Here is a 16,881-nt window from a genome sequence, read left to right as displayed (position 1 = left end):
GGCCGGCAGCCGTCGTTGCTGTGCCGTTCTGTCGAATTCGCTGGTTCTCGCGTGGCGCAGCCGGGTGAGGGTCGCAGGAGGCGCCGTGCTCACCGCTTTCGTCCGTGCGTTCAGGACCCCTGACCTGCGCAAGAAGTTGATCTTCACGCTAGGGCTCATCGTGGTGTACCGACTCGGTGCCCATGTCCCGATCCCGGGAGTCGACTACAGGACTGTCCAGGAGTGTGTCGGGCAGGCCTCGGACAGCCGGGGGCTGTTCGGGCTCGTTAACCTCTTCAGCGGGGGTGCGCTGCTCCAGATCACCGTCTTCGCACTCGGCATCCTGCCGTACATCACGGCCAGCATCATCCTGCAGCTGCTGACCGTGGTGATCCCGCGGCTGGAGGCGTTGAAGAAGGAGGGACAGGCCGGTACCGCGAAGATCACCCAGTACACCCGCTACCTGACCGTGGCGCTGGCCGTCCTCCAAGGCACCGGTCTGGTCGCGACGGCGCGCAGCGGCGCACTGTTCTCCGGCTGCTCGGTGGCGTCGGAGGTCATCCCGGACCGGTCAGTGTTCACCACCGTCACCATGGTCGTCTGCCTGACCGCCGGTACCTGTCTGGTCATGTGGCTCGGTGAGCTGATCACCGACCGAGGCATCGGCAACGGCATGTCGATCCTGATGTTCATCTCGATCGCCGCCACCACCCCGTCCGCGCTGTGGTCGATCAAGCAGCAGGGCAAGCTGGCCGACGGCTGGATCGAGTTCGGCGGTGTCGTCGTCGTCGCCCTCGCCATGGTCGGGCTGGTCGTGTTCGTCGAGCAGGCGCAGCGGCGCATTCCGGTGCAGTACGCCAAGCGCATGATCGGTCGCCGATCCTACGGGGGCACCTCGACCTACATCCCACTGAAGGTGAACCAGGCAGGCGTGATTCCGGTGATCTTCGCGTCGTCGCTGCTCTACCTGCCGGCCTTGGTGGCGCAGTTCTCCGGTGGTGAGTCCGGCTGGAAGACCTGGGTCACCCGGAACCTGACCAAGGGCGACCATCCGCTCTACATCTCCCTGTATTTCGTGCTCATCGTGTTCTTCGCGTTCTTCTACGTCGCCATCTCCTTCAACACGGACGAGGTCGCGGACAATATGAAGCAGTACGGCGGCTTCGTCCCGGGCATCCGGGCCGGCCGGCCGACCGCCGAGTACCTTTCGTACGTGCTCAACCGGATCACCTGGCCAGGCGCTCTGTATCTGGGGCTGATCGCCCTCGTTCCCACGATCGCGTTGGCCGGGTTCGGGGCCAGCCAGAACTTCCCGTTCGGCGGAACCAGCATCCTCATCATCGTCGGGGTCGGCCTGGAGACCGTGCGGCAGATCGAGAGCCAGCTCCAGCAGCATCACTACAAGGGCTTCCTGCGCTGAACCCCCGTCGCCCTCATCGTTGAGCCGAAGCTCAGTAGTTATCACCGGCGGAGCCGGTGACGCAAGGGCGCGATTGAAGCAACCTGTTGTCACAGTAAGGCGTGCGGCTTGTCGCACAGCCTCATTCACGTCTGCACGCCAGTTCAGCGCCGGGACGCCCTTGGCGGGTACGTCCAGGAATAGGGCCTGTCCGGGGGATCATGGCCTGATCCCTGCCTGCCCCTCCAGCCTTGACCTCCCACACTAAAGTGGAGGGATTCGTTCCAGATCTTTTCCCTCCAGGAGAGTCTCAATGATCGTGTCAAGCCGCCTGCGTGACCGGCGGGACGGGGGTGAAGAGCCGCTTGTCGCGCAGCATCGCCCACAGCACGTCACTCCGTATCCCTCGTGGCCAGCACTTTTCAGCCCGGGGAACACTCCGCCGACAAGTCCCTAACCAGCGATGACCGCAGCTCTCAATCAGCAGCCGGAGCATCCCGGAGGACCGGGCGGCCACTCTCCTTGAGCCATCAACGGCAACTCCGCATCAGCCACACCCGGTCCTCCTGGACCGCCAACATTCTTAGGGATCTCCGCATGCCCGCGCGCACCGTCTTGTTCCTTCAGCACGTCCAGGTCGAGAAGCCCGGTCTGATCCTCGACGCCCTGGACGGCAGCGGCCTCAAGGCAGATATCCGGAACCTGGTCGATACTCCAGGCGCCTCGCCGGATGACCTGCCGCCGGTCTCGGAGCTGGCGGGGTTGGTCGTGATGGGCGGCCCCATGAACGCCGATGATTTCGCGGCCCATCCAGTGCTGAAGGTCGAGCGGGACCTCCTGGTTGACGCACTGCAGTGGGAAATTCCCACGCTGGGCGTCTGCCTGGGAGCCCAGCTCCTCGCCCGCGCCCAGGGCCTGGCCGTACGAACTGGCGCCGAACTGGGCCGGGGGCACGAACTCGGCTGGGCCCCGCTGCGCGACGTGGATCGCGACGACCCGATCGTCGGCCCGTTGGCCGACGCCCCTTCCGTGCTGCACTGGCATGGCGACCGCATCGTGCCGCGCTCCGATACCCGCGTTCTGGCCCGCACCGACACCACCGAGTGCCAGGCATTCCGCGCCGGGCCTGCGGCCTGGGGCCTCCAGTTCCATCTGGAGGTCACACCGGACCTCCTTGACGCCTGGCTTGCCGAGCCCTCCTTTTCCGCCGAGGCCGCGGATGCCCTCGGGCCTGGAGCTATGGACCAGTTGCGAGCCGATGCCCGCACCACGGCCTCGGCCCTGCGCCCGCTGGCCGAGCAGAGTGTGGCCCACCTGCGGAGCCTCTTCGAGGCACGCGCCAACCGCTAGTAGCGCTTCGTTACGTTGAGTGATCTCGACTGGTGGTGGGCAACCTCCCAGAGTGAAGCTGGGGGAAGTGGAACGGCTCCGGGGAGAGTTGGCGGGGGTTTGTTGCCGATGTATTCGGGTCGTTGCCGCGTCGGGATCAGCGGCGTTGGGGCAAGTGTTATCTGCGGGGGTGTTCCGTCTCGCCGGACTCCCAGCCAGGGCCGCGCGACGCACCTTCAGTACGGCGGCCACCTCCTCGGCCGTCAGGCAGTGGGCCTTCCGTAGCCCGCTTGCGCGCCTCGGACGGCAACAGCGGGACACGATCAGTGCGTCGACCGCGTCGAACAGACCGGGCATAGGACAACTCCTGGGCCGTCATGCTACCCAGACACGATCCCCGCCGCGTACGTCGACCGTACATCGTGCGTACGCGGCGGGGTGCCGGGGAGGACGGTCAGCCCAGGCGGCCCGAGTGCCAGCCGCATGCCGTGTTCCGGCAGGCCAGGTACAGGAGGGCCGGATGACTGCTCGGTGCCCGGTGGACGGCAATGGCTCCGCACTCGGGGCACTCCGTGTCGGGCAATGCGGGTGGAACAGGGCTGTCGGGTTCGCCGGTCACCTTCGTGCCGCCGTCAGCGCTTGACGTCATAGATGCGGTTGGTGACCGTCTCGACGGCGAGCTTCCAGCGCTTCAGACCCGCCTCGGCGGCGATGGCCGCGAGGGCGTCCTGGCCCGGGTGGTTGCCGAGTGCGTGCGGGCCGTCCTGCGCCATGGCCGCCGGCAGGCAGAGTACGGCGGAGGTGGAGGCGAATGAGCGGCCGATCGGGTTGACGTTCTCCCCCGGCTCTCCCGACACGTTCGGCTCGACGACCAGGCAGCTTCCGTCGTCCGCGAGGGCTTTCTCGGCACGCCGGAGCGCCGCGCCGGGATCACCAAGGTCGTGAAGACAGTCGAAGAAGGTGACGAGGTCGTAGCCGTCGCCGGGGAAGTCGTGCGCGGCGGCGACCTCGAAGGTCACACGGTCGGCGACGCCCTCCTCCTCGGCCAGTTTCCGGGCCTTGTCGATCGAGGGTCCGTGGAAGTCGAAGCCGCGGAAGCGGGACTCCGGGAACGCCTTGGCCATGAGCACGGTTGAGTGGCCGAAGCCGCAGCCCACGTCGGCGACCGAGGCGCCCCGCCGGAGCTTGGCCTCGACACCGTCCATGGCGGGCAGCCACTCCTGGACGAGGACCGCGTCGTACCCGGGCTTGAAGAAGGCGGCGACGCCCTCGGCCAGCTCGGGACCATAGTCCTTCCAGTTCACGCCGCCGCCGTTGCGGTAGGCGTCCGCCAGTGCCTCCTCGGCGCCGTAGAGGGCCTTCAGCATGGTGAAGCCGCCACCGACGTAGGTTGGGAGCGAGGAGTCGGCCAGTACGGCCGCGTGCTCGTCCGGAAGGACGTACGTGTGCGTTTCCGCGTCGTACAGGACGTAGGCACCGGCGACCTGCGCCGCCAGCCACTCGCGGGTGTACCGCTCGACGAGACCGGTCCGCTCGGCCAGCTCCTCCGAGGTGAGCGGGCCCGCTCCGGACATCGCCCGGTACAGTCCGAGGCGGACGCCCAGGGACGTCGACACTCCCGCGAAGGCGGCCGCGTTGTCGGCGACCACCTGTCCGAGAAATTCCATCACGCGGTTCTCATCCGACATGTGCTCAATCTTTCGGTCTTGAGCTCTCCCATCGGTCCTCGACGGGAGAGGAAACGATTGGCAGCCCCAGTTCCTCGCCAGGCGTTTCACCTGGCTCTTTCCCTGTAACGTGCCGGGGCGTGCGATCGGTTCACGTCGTGTGCTCGCCTGCGGGCAGGTGCAGGATGAAGGTGGAACCAACACCCGGGGTGTTGTGCGCCTCGACCGTGCCGCCGTGGGCATCGATCAGCTTGCGCACGATCGACAGGCTCAGTCCGCTGCCGCCGGTCCATCGCGAGCGGGACTTCTCGGCCCGCCAGAATCGGTCGAAGACGTGCGGCAGCTCCTCGGGGCCGATGCCGAAGCCCGTGTCGGAGACCTCGATGCGGATTCCGCTCGCCGTCCCGCAGGCGAGCAGGACGTCGCGTCCCTAGGAGACCGGCGGCTGGCCGCACTGCGCGGGCGTCAGCTCGGCTTCGTCTTCCAGCAGTTCCACCTGACGGAAGGGCTGAGCGCGGCCGAGAACATCGCCACCGGCCTGCTGTACGCGGGGGTGCCGCGCAGGCGGCGTACTCCGCTCGCGCTCAGCGCGCTGGAACGGGGCGGGCTCGGTCACCATGTCGGGCATCTGCCGCACGAGTTGTCCGGTGGTGAGCGCCGGCGCGTCGCGATCGCCCGCGCGCTGGTCAACGGACCGGCCTTGGTACTCGCGGACGGCCGGGCGGTTCTCGAAGCGCTCGTCTGGCTGAACAGAGAGGGCACGACCATCGCCGTGATCACGCACGACGGGAATATCGCAGCACGGCTGCCGCGCCGGGTGGAGATGCGCGACGGCCGAGTCGTCGGGACGGGGTCCTGGCGTCGGACGGCACCCGGTTCGGCCTCGGAGGAGACCTGGTGAGCGCCCTGCGCCCAAGGTGACCTGTGGGCGTTGTCCCTAGACGGGAACCGGCGGGCGCCCGCTCCCGGGAGGCTCGACCTCGGTGCCTGGAACGCCGCAGGGACATCGGTCTGCGACGCGTGCTCGGCGCCAACCCGGGGCGGATCACGGGGGCAGTTCCACACCAGGTCGGTGGTGCTCTCGCTGTTCGGCGGGCTCGAAGGGACGGTGATCGAGGTACTGGCCACCGCCGGTTATGCCCTCGACGAGGCTAGCGGCCGGTCGTTCCGCTCACGGTGCCCGGTGCGGTGGTCATCGGCGTGTACCCGTCCGTCCGAGCGGCGCGCCTCACCCCGACGGAGGCGCTTGCCTCGGCGTGACCGGCGGGTGCGGCGCGCCGGACGTGTCCACCGGGCGCGCCGCGTGCCGTCCCGTGCGTGGTCGCTCAGCTCGGGCTCGGAACGCCGGCCCGGACCAGCCGCACGTGTTCGTCATACCGGCGGGCTCCCCTCAGCCGCCACAGCAGCCGGGCGGGGGCGGGCATCTCGCCGAGGAACCAGGCGCGTTCGCGCGGCGTGGCGTCCTCGAGGACCATGCCGGCCAGGGTCAGCTTGCCGGTCAGCGTCTTGGGGCCTTGCTTCATGGCGTGCTTCTGCGGCGCCAGCCATTCGGGCACGGTGAGGTGGTCGTGAATGAGAGGAAGCACCTCTTCCTCCTCTAGGTCCAGATGCTCGGTCAGGGCCGGGCCCAGATCCCGCAGGGCGTCGGTGAGCAGGTCGCGTGCGGCGGCCCCCGCCTGCGCAGTCCATTCGGGAAACCGGGCCGCCACGGCCTCGACGGCGTCACCGATCGCCTGGTGCTGCGTCTCCATGACGGCGATCAGGTCCTTCTTGAGCGGAACGCGTTGCACGAGGACCGGCCAGAGCAGTTCGTCCTCGGCCTCGTGGTGCTCGTGGAGCATGTCCAGGACCAGGGAGAGGTGCTCGCCCAAGAGACGGGCGCGGACCTTGTCGCCGACGCCCACGTTGGCGACGAGGTCGGGGAGTTGGGCGAACTCCCGCCTCATCACGCGGTGGATGACCTTCATCTGCTGGATCTCGGGCTTGTCGGCTGGAGCATCCGGGTTAATCAACATACATTGATAGTACCTCTATTAATATCAATGCGTGCCTGTCACAATGACGGGATGACGAAGCGCACCTACAGTTCGAGAGTCCGGGCCGTCGCGGCAGGTCGGACACACACCGCCATCCTGCGGGCCGCGGAGGAACTGTTCGTCGAGCGGGGATACACCAGGTCCACGGTCTCCGCCATCGCGGAACGGGCGGGGGTCGCCCTCAACACCGTGTACACGAGCGTGGGAGGCAAGCAGGCCCTGGTCGACGCGCTGGCCAGGGAGGGCACGGAGGACGAGGAGATCCAGACGGCGCTCAACGCACTCCTGGCCAGTACGGACGGCATGGAGGTGCTGCGCCTGACCGGCCGGAGCACCGGCGAGATCACCCGCCGCCACGCTCGCGTCCTGAACTTCCTACGCGACAACGCGACCGCCGATCCGGCGGTCGCCGCCGCGGCCGAGCACGCGGTCGAGCGCTACCGTGAGCGACTGGCCCTCGTCGCAGACCATCTGGCGTCCCTGCCGGAGGTCCGCCTGGACACGGTCCGCACCGGGCAGATTCTGTGGTTCTACTTCGGCCAGGACGCCTGGCGGACCGTCCGCGGGTTCGGCTGGACCTGGGCGGAGGGCGCCGACTGGCTGGCCGCGCGGGCGGCCGATGCCCTGCTGCCTTCGCCCACGGGCCACGACGGCTGACGACTGGCGGTCCGCACACGGGTGGGGCGGGCCGGTGACGACTGTCCCACGTCGGTGCCGCCGGTGTGTGAGACACGTTACCGAGGGCGGCACACAGGTAAAGTCATACCTTGCCCGCCATTCACACATGTGGGCGGCGGTCGAGCAGCTGGCGCCCGGGCCGGAGCCACGACAGCACGGGAAGAGACGGAAATGACCGAGGTCGCAGCAGGCAGCACACGCGCCGTCGCGGGTGTGGGACTGACCGCCCTGCTGGCCGCCGCCGCCCGGGCCGTCGAGACGGGCCGGCCCGACGTCCCGGCCCGGGACGAGTACGCCGCGCACTTCGTCCGGGCGGCCCCCGCATGCGCCGACTGGCCGCTGCCTCCGCAGGAGGTGTCGGACTGCGACGCCGACCCGCTGTGAGGGCGGCTGGCCCACCTCTTCGGCCTGCGTACACGCGTCTTCGACGACTTCCTGCTGCACGCTGCCGACACGGGCATCGGCCAGGTGGTGCTGCTCGGTGCGGGACTGGACACCCGCGCACACCGGCTGCCGTGGCCGGACTGCTGCACGGTCTTCGAGGTCGACCGGCCGGAGGTGCTCGCATTCAAACGGTCCGTGCTGGTCGGTGTGGGCGGGCTTCGCGGTGTGGACGCCCCGGGCAGCCTGGGGGGCGGACCGCGGGCCGAACGCCTCGCCGTTCCTGCGGACCTCCGGGACGAGTGGACCGCGAGCCTCGTCGCGGCGGCCTTCGCCCCGGAACGTCCGACGGCCTGGCTGGCCGAGGGGCTGGTGCTCTATCTGCCGCTGGCCTCGGAGCTGGACCTCGTCTCGGTCATACATGCGCACAGCCCGCCGGGCAGCATGCTTGCCTACGAGATCAAGCAGGACGTGGACCCGGCCCGGCAACGGGACTTCCCCGTCTACGCCGCGGTGCGCGAAAGGCTCGGCATCGACCTGCTCTCGCTCTTCAGCCCCGGGCCCCGCCCCGACTCCGCGGGCGAGCTGGCCAGCCGCGGATGGTCCACGGCCGTGCACACCCCGTTCGACTTCACCCGGCACGACGGGCGCGGCCCGCTTCCGGCGCCGGACGACGCGCTGGCGGCCAACCGCTGGATCTTCGCCGCCCTCGGCACCGAACTGCCCGGCGACCAGGGGCTCTGCCCCGCGCCCGCCCGGCCGGTCAGCGGATCGGCGTGACACTTGCCCACCGGGACGGGTCCTCGGACGCGACGCGGTAGACGTTCCAGGCCCCGTCCTCGTCCCTCCCGTACCGGTACTCGTTCGCGGGGTAGTACGCCCGGTACGAGGCGAGCGCCGCAGCGCACTGGGCGCGGCTCAGGAAGGGCCCCGCCACGTGCACTCCTCCCCCGGAGCCCGGCAGTGACGGGATCGAGACGTCCGCGCGGGCTCCCGGTCCACGGGCCTGCGACGGGGCGAGGGCGGAGAGAAGCCGCAGGGCACGGGTGAACAGCATCGGACTCCCTTCCACGGGGCACCTGGGGCGGGGCGAGCACCCCGAGGGTCAGGTCCGGCGTAACCGATGTGTGTGAGAAGCCTAGCTCATGTATCTCGCCCGAAGAAGACACATGTCTGATGATTGAGTATATGTGTCACACGCCCACTTCTCTCCGGCTCATTTTCCGTCACCCCCTTGACCGGTGATGAAATGACATGCATGCTGGACCCACCGAGCGATACGGCGCAGTCCGCCATCGAGAGAGCGGAGCAGACATGCAAATCAAGGTCACCACGGAGAGCGCGGCGGCGGCCCGGCAGGCCCGTTTCGGAAAGCTGCCCGAGCGCGTCAGGTTTGAGGACATGGTCGAGGAGACGGCCGCGAGCCCGGACAGCGGACTCGACAATCGCTACGACCCTGCGGGTTCCTGGAAGTACTTCAACTGCCTGGCTCTCGACCTGGGCCTCTGAGAAGCCGCCGGCCCACCCTCCGATACGACGACGGCCCGGGCCGCCCGGCATGGCACCAGTGGTACCATCGGTGCCATGTCGGAGACCAAGGCCATGAACCTACGCTTCCCCGACCCCGAGCAGCGCGCGGCGATCGCGGCCGCCGCCAAGCAGGAGGGGGTCAGCCTGCAGGAGTACATCCTCTCGGCCGCCTACGCTCGGGCGACGGCCGTCGAGCAGCGTTTCCTGGAACACTTCCGCGAGTCGATGGCGCACAGCGGCGCGGCCTTCGCGACCGGTCTCGACGGTGTCGACCGCAGCGCCGAAGAGCGGGCCGCCGAGTCGCGGGCACGTCAGGAGCTGGAACTCCCCGGGCGGGGCCACGCCGCGTGAGCGACCCGCACCCCATCCACCCCCTCGACGTCACCTTCCTGCTGCACGCGGCCGAACTGCTGGACGGCGACCCCCAGGTCGACGACTACGGCCCGCTGTACGCCGCCGCGGCACGGGTCAACGCCCGGGCGCTGGAACGTGACATCTACGGCTCGCTGCACCTCAAGGGCGCGGCCCTGCTGCAGACCCTGGTGCGGCTGCCATGCCTCGAGCACTCCAACGAGGCCTTCGCCTGGCACTCCGCCGAGGCCTACCTCCTGCTCAACGACTGCCGGCTCGACTACCGGCCCGAAGCCGCCGTCGCACTGGTGCGCGAGGCCGCGTCAGGGGCACTCGGCGTCGCCCGCATCGGCCGCAGGCTGCGCGAGTGGACAGTCGCCTGACCCGCGCCCCGTAGCGTTCGGTGGGCGGGACACCTGGCTGGGCGCTCCCCGCACCCGTCCCGTCGCACCGACCCGTGAACTTCCGCCGCCTCGACCGCGTCGTCGTTGTGAGCAGGGTTCTTTCCTCCGTCGCACCACTCCGGCCGCCGTCCTCGCGCGCCCCGGAGCGCTTCGACGCGGAACGGGCCGACGACACTCGGCGGACTGGTGAGACGACGATGAGCGGGAAACTTGCGGGACAGACCGGCGGAGCCGGCCTACGGGCCCAGGACGTGGTGAGGCTCGCGCTGCGGGAGGTGGCCGGCCCGGTCCTGGCACCCGGCACTGCGGAGTACGACGCCGAGTGCGCCACCCACAACCTGAACTGCGCCGTCACACCCGCCGTCGTGGTCGGTGCCACCTGCGAAGGCGACGTACGCGAAGCGGTTCGGTTCGCGGCTAACCAGGGCATACCAGTCGCGGTGAAGTCCGCCGCGCACCAGATCGTCGGGTCGGCGGATGGCGCCATACTCATCACCACTCATCGGATGAAGCGCATGTCCGTCGACGTCGAGGCGCGCACCGTGCGCGCCGAGGCCGGGCTGCGGTGGAGTGAGGTGCTGCCCCGCACCGCGGAACTGGGCCTCGCACCGATCGCGGGCTCCGCGCCCGAGGTCGGCGTGGTCGGCTACACCCTCGGCGGCGGACAGAGCCCCCTGCTGGGCCGGGCCAAGGGCTACGCGGCCGACCATGTGCGCCGCCTGAACGTCGTGACGGCCGACGGGCGTCTGCGCACCGTCACCCCGGACAGCGAAGCCGACCTGTTCTGGGCTCTGCTCGGCGGCAAGGGCAACTTCGGCGTGGTGACCGAGATCGAGTTCGACGTGTTCCCGGTGACCCGCTTCCACGGCGGCGGCCTCCACTTTTCCGGCGAACACCTGGCCGAGGTACTGGAAGCCTGGCGGCTGTGGGCGCCCACCCTCCCCGGGAAGGCAACCACGTCCCTGGGCGTCCAGCGGCTGCCCGACCTGCCGACGCTGCCCGGACCGCTGCGCGGCGCCTTCGTCGTCCACGTCCGGTTCGCCCACCTGGGCTCCGCCGACGAGGGCGAGCAGCTCCTGGCGCCCCTGCGCCGGGCCGCTCCGGTCCTGCTCGACACGGTCGGCGAGAAGCCCGTCACCGCCATCGGGGAGATCCACCTGGACCCGGTAGACCCGATGCCGTACTTCGACCGCAGCATGACCCTGCGGGAGTTCCCGCAGAAGGCGGCGGACACCCTGGTCGCGCTCACCGGCCCTGGGTCGGGCTGTCGACTGGCGAACCTGGAGATCCGCGCCCTCGGCGGTGCCTTCGACCGGGAGCCAGAGGTCCCCAACGCGGTGTCCGTCAGGGGCATTCCGTTCGTGCTCTTCGGTTTCGCAGTGGGCGGCGGCGACCAGGCCGACGACCTGAGGGGCCAGTTGGCCGCGGTCATGGACGGCTTCGCGCCGTGGGCCGCAGACCGGAGCATGGTGAACTTCCTGTCGCCGGACGAGGCGAGGGACATGGAGGGCGTACGGGCGGCGTACGGGCCCGAACGCTATGCCCGGCTGGCCGAGGTCAAGCGGCACTGGGACCCGGCCAATCTGTTCCGCTTCAATCACAACATCCTGCCCGGCTGAGTGGCGCGCCGGGCTTCCCAGTCAGTGGTCCGCGTCCGCGGTGATCAGACGGGCGAGTTGACCGGGAGCGGAGTAGAACGGCGAGTGGCTGGTCGGCAGGGCGTACGTGCGCCCGGCGCGGGCCGCCATGACCTTCTGGAACGCCGGGTCGACCGCGCGGTCCTGCTCGCAGACGACGTAGCTGGAGGGCACGGTCCTCCAGGCTGCCTTCGTGAGGGGTTCGCTGAAAGACTTCACCGTCTGCAGGACCAGCCGGTCGGCGGCGCGGCGGGCCACCTCGTCGGTGGCATCCGCGTAGAGGTGGGTGCGCGGGTCCTCGTGGGCGGGCAGGGTTCCGGTGTCGCCCTTGGGGAGTTCCCCGCCGGCGATCGAGGCCAGCGAGTCCCCTACGTCGAGCTGGAAGGCCGCGAGGTAGATCAGCCGGGACACCTCGGCGTCGGTGGCGGCCTCGGTGACGGGCAGGCCCGCGTAGGAGTGGGCGACGACGGTGACGGGGCCCCGGGTCCGCGTCAGCTCGTCCAGTCTGCGCCGGACCACGCGGGCGTCGTCGTACATGCCGGCCGTGCCGTGCGGGTCGGCCGAGGCGCTCGGCAGGTCCACCGTCTCCACCTGCCAGCCGCACGCGGTGAGTTCGGGAACGAGCAGTTCCCAGCACCAGGCGCCGTGCCAGGCACCGTGGACGAGCAGGACGACGGGCCTGGCGGGGGCGGGAGTGGTCATGTGTCTGCCTTCCGAGAAGAGAGCGGGGTGGGGTGAGGCGCCGATCCGGGTCAGTGGGACCGGACGGCGGCCGCGGCGTGGCCACAGCCAGCCGGCGGCCTCGGGACCGAGAGCGTGACCGGCCACCCGGCCCTCCCCCGCGCGCAACGGCCGGGCCTCCTCGTTGTCCTCGAAGTAGAGGCCCGTCGCTCCGGCGGGCAGTGGGGATGCCGCCAGTAGGACCGAGGTCGCGGCTCCTTGCCGCGGGGTCGTGAAGTACGCGGGTGTGGTCACCCCGTGCTCACCGTGCACCACGCCGAAGGAGCGCAGGGTGTCGCAGCCGAGGTGGCGCTGGACCCCGGTGAGGACGGTGCCGGAGGGCGAGCGCGCTGGCGGTGACACCGTCAGTTGCCCAGCGCTGTGCGGCAGCCATCGCCAGGAGCACGCCAGCGGTCTTGGACTGATCGTCGGCCGTCCAGGGGTCGTAGGGGCGCCGGGTGAAGCGGGGGTTCCTCGAAGCCGAAGGGCTCTGTGCGGTGGGCGGAGCTGACGACGAGGCGCGCGGAACCGGCGGCGCGCAGGGCCGGAAGCGGCGCCTCGGCCAGGGCGAAGCGGCCGAGGAAGTTGGCGGCGAGCTGCATCTCCCAGCCGTCCGCGCTGCGGGAGCGGGTGGGCAGGGCCATGGCCCCGGCGTTGGCGTGGGCGTGGGCGACGAGGGAGTCGAGCGGACCATGCCGGCTCCGGTTGAAGGACTCGACCGAGTGCAAGTCGGCCAGGTCGAGGGCGGCGGTGCGCACGCGTCCGGCGCCAGACGCGACGGCTGTCTCGCGCGCCAGCGGTTCGGCGAGCAGGCAGGACGGCGGGTCGCCACCGTGACCCCGGCCCGGCCCCGGCGCATACGGTCTCGGCGCCCAGGCAGTTCGCCCCTCCGGTGACCACGACGCGGCTGCCGCGGAGGTCGGTCCCGGCGATCACTTCTGCGGCGGCGGTGGCGCGAACGGAGAGAGGTGTGGTGAGGCGGGTGTGAGGAGTCACGCGATGTTCCCATGAGCGAGGGGAGGGAGGCGTCGAACCCGACCATACGTGTGGATTGCCGTACGTCCTACCATTGGCCGTCGCGTATACATGTGCATGCGTCCGGTCCGAGAAGGGGTCCGGTCGGCGGCGGAAGGAACACGTGTGGATCCGCTCGAGGACGTCCTGGCCCTGTTGGACACCCGGAGTCAGCTGTCGACGAGTCTCGCGGCGGGAGGCTCCTGGTGTATCCGATTCTCGCCGCCTTCGGGAATGAAGTTCAACTCCGTGCGGCGTGGCATGTGTCTCCTCGACGTGGACGGGGAGCCAGGCCCGCTCGTGTTGGCGGAGGGCGACTGCTTTCTGTTGACCCGGCGGCGCGGTTTCACGCTGCGCAGCGGTCCCGGGGTCGAGCCAGTGGATGCGGGCCCCCTCTTCGCGGCGGCCGAGGACGGGATCGCGCGGGCGGGAGAGGGCGAGGACGTGCTCCTGGCAGGGGGCCGGTTCTCGTTCGGCTCACGAGCGCAGGAACTGCTGCTCGACAACCTGCCGCCGGTCGTCCACGTCCCCGCGGGAACAGGCCAGGCGGAGACTGTGCGGTGGGCGCTCGACGCGATCGACCGGGAGCTGCGGGAGCGTGGCATGGGCGCGACGCTGGTGGCCCGCCACCTCGCGGTCGTGATGCTCGTCCACGTCCTGCGGCTGTATCTGGCCGGGCGGCCGACCGCCGCGACCGGCTGGCTCGGCGGGCTGGCCGATCCGGCGGTCGCGGCGGCCCTGGCGTCGATGCACGGGGAACCGGCGCGTGCGTGGACCGTCGCGGAGCTGGCACGGTCTGGGGCGGTGTCCCGCTCGACGCTGGCCGTGCGCTTCAGACGGGCCGTGGGGCAGGGGCCGTTGGACTACCTCACGGGCTGGCGCCTCGAGCTGGCGGCGAAGCGGCTTCGCTCGGGCAACGACCCCGTCGCGGTTATCGCCCGAGCGGTCGGGTACGGCTCCGAGAACGCTCTGAGCACAGCCTTCAAACGCGTCATGGGGGTCTCCCCGCGGGAGTACCGCAAGGAGGGGCACCGATGACGGCCGCGACGCGCGTCAGGCGTAGCAGCCGTTGACGGTGGCGGCGAGGCCGTCCATGGCGTCCTTGATGTCGTTCGGGGCGGCCGTCGAGCCGTTCTCGATGAAGGAGAAGACCCGCCACTCGCCCTCGTCGGTCCGGGTCAGACCGCTCAGCGCTATGGCTCCGGTGAGGGTGCCGGTCTTCGCCCGGACCTTGCCGACGGCGCACTCGGAGTTCGGGTCGTCGAAGCGTCCCCACTCCGGGCCCAGGGTGGCACCGGCCTCGCCGGCGACGGGCAGGCCCTCCAGGATGGAGCCGAGGGTGTGCGAGTTGCGGTGCTCGGTGAGCAGTTCGAGGATCTGCGCGAGGGTCGCGGCCGGAATGCGGTCGGCGCGGGAGAGGCCGCTGCCGTCGTACATCTCGAAGTTCTCCAGGGACACGCCGTAGCGGTGGCCGAGCACGTGCCGCACGGCCTCGATGCCGCCCTCGAAGGTGGCGGGGCGGCCCGACTCGACAGCGGTCATGCGCAGCAGGGTCTCGGCGATGTTGTTGTCGCTGGTCTTGAGCATCGTCTTGACGATCTCGCTCAGGGGCGCCGACCTGTGCCGGGCGACCGGCACGTCCCGGTGGTGCGCGGTGGCGCGGGTGACGTCGCCCTCGATGGCAACGCCGGCGTCGGCGAGTTGCTGGGCGAAGACCTTGCCCGCGTCGAGCGAGGTGTCCTCGACACTGTGACCGTCCACCACCAGCGCGCGGACCGGGGCGACCTCGGTGGGGTAATAGCCCTCGTTCCAGCCGTTGGCCAGGGACGGCGCGGCGAACAGGCTGTCGTCCACGGCGACCTTCACCGAGGACAGGCCCGCCGCCTTGAGGCCGGCCACCGCGGTCTTCGTCAGCTCGGCGAGGTCCTCGCTGCTGAGGGTCCGGTCGCCGCCGCCGACGAGGGTCAGCGTGCCGTGGCCGTAGACGACCTTCGTGGTGAACCGGTGGTTCGGACCCATCACCGTCAGGGCGGCGGTCGAGGTGGCGAGCTTGGCGTTGGACGCCGGCATCATCGCGGTGGTGGCGTTGTGGCCCCACAGCGCGGTGTCCGAGTCAGCGTCCAGGACGACGCCGCTGACGTCCGCTCCCAGGCGCTGGTCGAGGACGCGTGCGTCGAGGTTCTTGACGAGCTGCTCGTGGCCGGCGCCGACACCCCTGTCCTGGGCCTCCGGGCCCCCCGTGGTGTCCGGTACCGTCGTCGCGGTGTCCCGGTCGGCGGCGAACGCCGAGGTGCCGGCCAGCGCGGCCGAGGCCACGGGGACGGCCATCGCGAGCACCACGGCCCGCCGGACCGCCGAACCGGTCATTCTCACCTTCCGGTGGCGGTGATGGCCGCCCGGAGTGAAGGTGTTCATAGGTGTCTGGCCTGACGTATCACTCATATGGAGAATCCAAGGCTCGGGTGCAGAGCTTTCCGCTCTGAAGGGGTGGCTCGGCGCGCACCCTACCACCGCACATGTGTGTACTTCGGCACTCCACGGATGGCTCGTCCAGGCGCACTTGCCCCGGGCCGGGGCAAGTGCGAGGGCTTGACGGCACAGAGAAACACCTCAGATGTACGAGCGCCCGGTGGGGCCGCTCAGCTGCGGAAGCTGAGCATGGGCCCGCGCGACTTCCAGGAGTGGAAGTTGCCCGCCGGTTCGGTGACCGAGGCGCCGGTGCAGTCCGGGTTCTCGTAGAAGGTGACGGGCCTGTCCGTCATGTTGATGTTGGCGAGAATGCCGAAGGGCGCCGTGGTGCAGCCGGTGTCCACGCCCTCGTAGAGAGCCACCCGGCCGGTGAACCACTCCGTTTCGAAGACGCACAGGTTGCCCGTGGTGGTGCATCTCGGGCCCCAGTCGTCCACGAGAACGGGGCCGGACGCCGCCGACGCCGTGGCGGCGGCCGCCCCTCCTAGGAGCAGTGCGGCGGCGGTGGAGGCGACGGCGAGTGCGGCGCGCCGAGGTCCGGACCTGTGCATGGCTTCTCCTCTTGCCGATGGGACGAACACGTCGATCGGCGTCCCAGAATGTAGGCACGACACATGGTTGTCAATATTTCAACTACATATGGCTGATTCTGGACGGGTGCTATGGGTGCCTTTGCTCATCTTTGCCAACTCTTTGTGTGTAAACACCTAATTTCGTTTGTCCGCGACAAACAACATATCTACGGTTGCCTCAAGCAACAACTCAGGAGGTGTCCATGGCCGAGAGGGCGCACTACGAGGAGCTGGTCCGTCAGTTCAGTGCCTTCGGTGCCGTCAGGAGAGAGCTGGGCCGCATCCTGCCGCCCGACTGCCCCGGCGGTTCGGCCGCCGTACTGACACTGATTGGCCGCCACGGCGACATACGTATGAGTAGGGTCGCGGAGCTGCTCGCCATAGACACGTCGGTTACCAGCCGGCATGTCACACACGCGGCCGACCGCGGCTGGATCGAACGCTCCCCCGACCCTGCGGACAAGCGCTCGCGCATCCTGCGTCTGACGCCCGAGGGCCGTGCCCGGCTCGACGACCTGTCGGAGCGGACCACGCAACTGCTGGCCCACCGGCTGAGCGACTGGACCGACGACGACGTCAGCCAGCTCACCCGGCTCATGGCCCGGCTCAGGGCCAGCTTCGACGACTGCCGCACCCCCCGCGGTCCACTCGCCGCACCGCCGTTCGGGGACCGGCCCTCCACCCGTACATCCGCGATCACCACATGAAACGAAGG

The 16,881-nt window shown here is 69.9% G+C and carries 17 protein-coding genes and 2 pseudogenes; 11 read left to right on the top strand and 8 right to left on the bottom strand.

The window, feature by feature from the left end; translation table 11 throughout:
- Positions 1 to 85 precede the first annotated feature (85 nt).
- The gene (gene secY, locus IE258_RS38390; protein WP_189750427.1) at positions 86 to 1,399 is read left to right on the top strand and encodes a preprotein translocase subunit SecY; all 1,314 of its coding nucleotides are present in this window, start codon (positions 86 to 88) and stop codon (positions 1,397 to 1,399) included.
- Between the two features lie 576 nt (positions 1,400 to 1,975).
- Positions 1,976 to 2,728, top strand: coding sequence for a type 1 glutamine amidotransferase (locus IE258_RS38385; protein ID WP_189750426.1), 753 nt, complete (start codon positions 1,976 to 1,978; stop codon positions 2,726 to 2,728).
- A 611-nt stretch (positions 2,729 to 3,339) separates the two neighbouring features.
- Here IE258_RS38385 and IE258_RS38380 read toward each other — a convergent pair.
- Both IE258_RS38380 and IE258_RS41535 read right to left on the bottom strand, forming a co-directional pair.
- The gene (locus IE258_RS38380; protein WP_189750425.1) at positions 3,340 to 4,395 is read right to left on the bottom strand and encodes a class I SAM-dependent methyltransferase; all 1,056 of its coding nucleotides are present in this window, start codon (positions 4,393 to 4,395) and stop codon (positions 3,340 to 3,342) included.
- A 130-nt stretch (positions 4,396 to 4,525) separates the two neighbouring features.
- The gene (locus IE258_RS41535; protein ID WP_229892706.1) at positions 4,526 to 4,717 is read right to left on the bottom strand and encodes an ATP-binding protein; all 192 of its coding nucleotides are present in this window, start codon (positions 4,715 to 4,717) and stop codon (positions 4,526 to 4,528) included.
- Here IE258_RS41535 and IE258_RS38375 point away from each other — a divergent pair.
- Positions 4,628 to 5,275, top strand: a pseudogene (locus IE258_RS38375) (ABC transporter ATP-binding protein); the annotation flags it as partial. The gene IE258_RS41535 and the pseudogene IE258_RS38375 sit on opposite strands and share 90 nt — an antisense overlap.
- 424 nt (positions 5,276 to 5,699) lie before the next feature.
- Here the strand turns inward: IE258_RS38375 and IE258_RS38370 are convergent.
- Positions 5,700 to 6,389, bottom strand: coding sequence for a hemerythrin domain-containing protein (locus IE258_RS38370; protein ID WP_189750423.1), 690 nt, complete (start codon positions 6,387 to 6,389; stop codon positions 5,700 to 5,702).
- A gap of 51 nt (positions 6,390 to 6,440) precedes the next feature.
- Between IE258_RS38370 and IE258_RS38365 the strand changes: the two genes are divergently transcribed.
- Together IE258_RS38365 and IE258_RS38360 are read left to right on the top strand one after the other, a co-directional pair.
- Positions 6,441 to 7,067 carry a TetR/AcrR family transcriptional regulator gene (locus IE258_RS38365; protein ID WP_189750422.1) on the top strand — a complete coding sequence of 209 codons (627 nt, stop codon included), beginning with the start codon at positions 6,441 to 6,443 and terminating at the stop codon, positions 7,065 to 7,067.
- A gap of 192 nt (positions 7,068 to 7,259) precedes the next feature.
- Positions 7,260 to 8,249: pseudogene (locus tag IE258_RS38360) on the top strand (SAM-dependent methyltransferase).
- On the opposite strand, the gene IE258_RS38355 reads toward IE258_RS38360, so the two are convergent.
- Positions 8,233 to 8,526, bottom strand: coding sequence for a hypothetical protein (locus IE258_RS38355; protein ID WP_189750421.1), 294 nt, complete (start codon positions 8,524 to 8,526; stop codon positions 8,233 to 8,235). The pseudogene IE258_RS38360 and the gene IE258_RS38355 sit on opposite strands and share 17 nt — an antisense overlap.
- Before the next feature lie 257 nt (positions 8,527 to 8,783).
- Between IE258_RS38355 and IE258_RS38350 the strand changes: the two genes are divergently transcribed.
- The 4 genes from IE258_RS38350 to IE258_RS38335 all read left to right on the top strand — a co-directional run bounded on the left by IE258_RS38350 (position 8,784) and on the right by IE258_RS38335 (position 11,373).
- Positions 8,784 to 8,978, top strand: a complete 195-nt coding sequence (locus tag IE258_RS38350; protein WP_189750420.1) for a hypothetical protein — start codon at positions 8,784 to 8,786, stop codon at positions 8,976 to 8,978.
- A gap of 75 nt (positions 8,979 to 9,053) precedes the next feature.
- Complete coding sequence (locus tag IE258_RS38345; protein WP_229892702.1) at positions 9,054 to 9,350, top strand: type II toxin -antitoxin system TacA 1-like antitoxin; 297 nt, start codon at positions 9,054 to 9,056, stop codon at positions 9,348 to 9,350.
- Positions 9,347 to 9,733, top strand: coding sequence for a fic family toxin-antitoxin system, toxin component (locus tag IE258_RS38340; RefSeq protein WP_189750419.1), 387 nt, complete (start codon positions 9,347 to 9,349; stop codon positions 9,731 to 9,733). Before IE258_RS38345 ends, IE258_RS38340 begins: the two co-directional genes overlap by 4 nt.
- A 218-nt stretch (positions 9,734 to 9,951) precedes the next feature.
- Entirely contained in the window at positions 9,952 to 11,373 is a 1,422-nt protein-coding gene (locus tag IE258_RS38335; RefSeq protein WP_189750418.1) for an FAD-binding oxidoreductase, read from the top strand.
- 21 nt (positions 11,374 to 11,394) lie between these two features.
- Here IE258_RS38335 and IE258_RS41955 read toward each other — a convergent pair whose 3' ends face one another.
- Complete coding sequence (locus tag IE258_RS41955) at positions 11,395 to 12,474, bottom strand: alpha/beta fold hydrolase (RefSeq protein WP_308434233.1); 1,080 nt, start codon at positions 12,472 to 12,474, stop codon at positions 11,395 to 11,397.
- A 2-nt stretch (positions 12,475 to 12,476) separates the two neighbouring features.
- On the bottom strand, positions 12,477 to 12,869 hold the full coding sequence (locus IE258_RS41950) for a Rossmann-fold NAD(P)-binding domain-containing protein (protein ID WP_308434232.1): 393 nt from the start codon (positions 12,867 to 12,869) through the stop codon (positions 12,477 to 12,479).
- Positions 12,870 to 13,251: 382 nt separating this feature from the next.
- On the opposite strand from IE258_RS41950, the gene IE258_RS38320 reads away from it, so the two are divergent.
- Positions 13,252 to 14,163 (top strand): AraC family transcriptional regulator, encoded by a 912-nt coding sequence (locus IE258_RS38320; RefSeq protein WP_189750417.1) that lies wholly within the window; start codon positions 13,252 to 13,254, stop codon positions 14,161 to 14,163.
- A 15-nt stretch (positions 14,164 to 14,178) separates the two neighbouring features.
- Here IE258_RS38320 and dacB read toward each other — a convergent pair whose 3' ends face one another.
- Both dacB and IE258_RS38310 read right to left on the bottom strand, forming a co-directional pair.
- Positions 14,179 to 15,567, bottom strand: coding sequence for a D-alanyl-D-alanine carboxypeptidase/D-alanyl-D-alanine endopeptidase (gene dacB / locus IE258_RS38315; RefSeq protein WP_189750416.1), 1,389 nt, complete (start codon positions 15,565 to 15,567; stop codon positions 14,179 to 14,181).
- Positions 15,568 to 15,764: 197 nt separating this feature from the next.
- Positions 15,765 to 16,145, bottom strand: a complete 381-nt coding sequence (locus IE258_RS38310) for a hypothetical protein (RefSeq protein WP_189750415.1) — start codon at positions 16,143 to 16,145, stop codon at positions 15,765 to 15,767.
- A 224-nt stretch (positions 16,146 to 16,369) separates the two neighbouring features.
- Between IE258_RS38310 and IE258_RS38305 the strand changes: the two genes are divergently transcribed.
- Positions 16,370 to 16,873 (top strand): MarR family winged helix-turn-helix transcriptional regulator, encoded by a 504-nt coding sequence (locus tag IE258_RS38305; RefSeq protein WP_189750414.1) that lies wholly within the window; start codon positions 16,370 to 16,372, stop codon positions 16,871 to 16,873.
- Positions 16,874 to 16,881: the final 8 nt, after the last annotated feature.

The sequence above is a fragment of the Streptomyces tendae genome (assembly GCF_014650435.1).
In the GTDB taxonomy this organism is placed as follows: Bacteria; Actinomycetota; Actinomycetes; order Streptomycetales; family Streptomycetaceae; genus Streptomyces; species Streptomyces tendae.
The sequence above is the reverse complement of the archived record's forward strand: the minus strand, read 5'-3'. Positions and strand labels throughout refer to the sequence as shown.